At 72.3% G+C, this 2583-nt stretch carries 2 protein-coding genes; one reads left to right on the top strand and one right to left on the bottom strand.

Annotated elements, in window-relative coordinates; all coding sequences use genetic code 11:
* The coding region (locus tag ASG00_RS18360) for a circularly permuted type 2 ATP-grasp protein (protein ID WP_442922648.1) at window positions 1–826 on the bottom strand (826 nt) is incomplete at its 3' end.
* A gap of 149 nt (window positions 827–975) precedes the next feature.
* Here ASG00_RS18360 and ASG00_RS11825 point away from each other — a divergent pair.
* On the top strand, window positions 976–2523 hold the full coding sequence (locus ASG00_RS11825; RefSeq protein ID WP_056209831.1) for a molybdopterin-dependent oxidoreductase: 1548 nt from the start codon (window positions 976–978) through the stop codon (window positions 2521–2523).
* Window positions 2524–2583: the final 60 nt, after the last annotated feature.

The following is a 2583-nucleotide window of genomic DNA, read 5'->3' as shown; positions in this document are numbered from 1 at the left end:
CCTTGCCGCCGATGCACTGCAGGTCACGGCCCTCGACGAGCTCGACTCCCATGAGGCGGGCGAGCAGCGTGTGCTCGAAGTAGGCCGAGTTGTACACACCCGGGGTCAGCACGACCACGTTGGGGTCCTCGATACCGGCGGGCGCCGAGGCGCGCAGTGCCGCCAGCAGCCGGTTCGGGTAGTCGCCCACCGGGCGCACACGCATCGACACGAACAGCTCCGGCAGGGTCTGCGCCATGACCCGACGGTTCGAGATGACGTAGCTGACGCCCGACGGCACCCGCACGTTGTCCTCGAGCACGCGCATCTTGCCGTTCTCGTCGCGGATGAGGTCGATGCCCGAGACCTGGATGCGCACGCCGTTCGCGGCGTGGATGCCATAGGCCTGCCGATAGAAGTACTGGCTCGAGGCGATGAGCTTCGCCGGGATCACCCCGTCGCGCACGCAGTTCTGCCGGCCGTAGGCGTCGTCGAGGAACGCCTCCAGCGCCCGCACGCGCTGCTTCACGCCCGCTTCGATCTCCGACCACTCCGCGTAGTCGATGACCCGCGGCACGGCGTCGAGCGGGAAGGGCCGCTCCTCGCCCGCGAAGTCGAAGGTGACACCCTGCGCGAGGTACGAGTTCGCGAGCGACTCGGTGCGTCCGCGCAGCTCGTCCTGCGTCATGCGCGCCAGTGCCTGGTGCAGCTCCCGGTAGGTCTGCCGCGAAGCCACGGCGTCGCCGGTGTGCTCGGGGTGGCCGAACATCTCGTCGAACGCGGGGAGGCCCTGCGACGTCTTTCGCGGGGCGAGAGTGGAGCCGTAGCCGTCGAACAGGTCGCCCATGCACTCACCCTAGTCGGGGGCATGTTGCGCGAGTGTTACCGATGCACGGCGGTGCCGACACGGGCGGATGCCGCGGCGCAACCTGCGCGTTCCGCCAGCATCCGCGCGATCCGGGCCGTGCACCGTGGCGGCGGTCGTAGGCTCGGCGCGTGAGCGAATCCCCCCACGCGGCACGACGCGGCGAGGCCGCACGGGCGGCGCTCGCGGGGGTCGTCGCGGGAGTGGCGGCATCCGGTGTCGGCGAGCTCGTCGCGGGACTCGCGGCGCCCGGTGCGAGCCCGTTCGCCGCCGTCGGGTCGTTCCTCATCGACATCGCGCCGCCGTGGGCGAAGGACGCCACGATCTCGTTGTTCGGCACCGGCGACAAGGCGGCACTGCTCACGCTCGTCGGCATCGTCGCCGCGATCGTCGCGGCCGCCGCCGGGGTGCTCGAGCTGCGCTGGCGCGGGGTCGGGCAGGCGCTGTTCGGTCTCGCCGGACTCGCCGGCATCGCGGCCGCCATGACGAGAGCGGATGCCGCGACCCTCTCCTTCCTGCCGTCGGCCGTCGCCGGGGCCGTGGGCGTGATCGCCCTGCGGCTGCTGGTCGCGCGGATCCCCCGCGGCATCCCCCCGCTCGAGGGCCCGCTGCCGACGCGTCGCGACTTCCTCGTCTGGAGCGGCGCGACCGCCGTCGTCGGCCTCGCCGCCCTGCTCGGAAGCGTGGCCGTTCAGGCCGGCAGCCGCGCGGTCACCGCCGTGCGGCGGGCGATCACGCTCCCCACACCTGTCTCGACCGTGGCCGTCCCCGCGGGCGCCGAGCTCGGACTGTCGGGCCTGTCCCCCGTCATCACGCCGAACGCCGACTTCTACCGCATCGACACGGCGCTCGTCGTGCCGCAGGTCGATCCGTCGACGTGGCAGCTGCGCATCCACGGACTCGTCGACCAGGAGGTCGTCATCACCTGGGACGAGCTGCTCGCGCTCCCGCTCGCCGAGAGCGTCGCGACCCTCACCTGCGTCTCGAACGAGGTAGGCGGCGACCTCATCGGCAACGCCGTGTGGCTCGGATATCCGATCCGCGAGCTGCTCGCCCGCGCGAAGCCCCAGTCGAGCGCCGACATGGTGCTGTCGATGTCGGTCGACGGCTTCACCGCCTCGACCCCGCTCGAGACGCTCACCGACCCGAACCGCGAGGCGATCCTCGCCGTCGCGATGAACGGCGAACCGTTGCCGATCGAGCACGGGTTCCCGGTGCGGATGGTGGTGCCCGGCCTCTATGGCTACGTGTCGGCGACCAAGTGGGTCACCGACCTCGAGGTCACACGGTTCGCCGACGCCACCGCCTACTGGACCGACCGGGGATGGTCGGACCACGGCCCGGTGAAGCTCGAGTCCCGCATCGACGTGCCCCGCGCGGGCGCGCAGGTGACGGCGGGCGAGACCGTCATCGCGGGGGTGGCCTGGCAGCAGCACGTCGGCGTGAAGGGGGTCGAGGTGCAGGTCGACGACGGACCGTGGACCCCCGCGACCCTCGCCTCGGCGATCAGCGCCGACACGTGGGTGCAGTGGAGCGTGCCGTGGGCCGCGGCATCCGGCTCTCACACGGTGCGCTGCCGCGCGACGAGCGCGACCGGTGAAGTGCAGACCGTCACCGAGGCGCCCCCCGCGCCCGACGGCGCGACCGGCTGGCACACGATCCAGGTGCAGGTGGCGTAGCGCGCCCGTCTCGCCCTTCCCCCCCTTCCCCCTCCCCCTTTCCTCTCCCCCCTCTCCCCC

Origin of the sequence: Microbacterium sp. Leaf351 (genome assembly GCF_001423825.1) — a bacterium.
Taxonomy (GTDB): domain Bacteria; phylum Actinomycetota; class Actinomycetes; order Actinomycetales; family Microbacteriaceae; genus Microbacterium; species Microbacterium ginsengisoli.
Note: the sequence above shows the minus strand (reverse complement) of the source record. Positions and strands in the feature narration are given on the sequence as shown.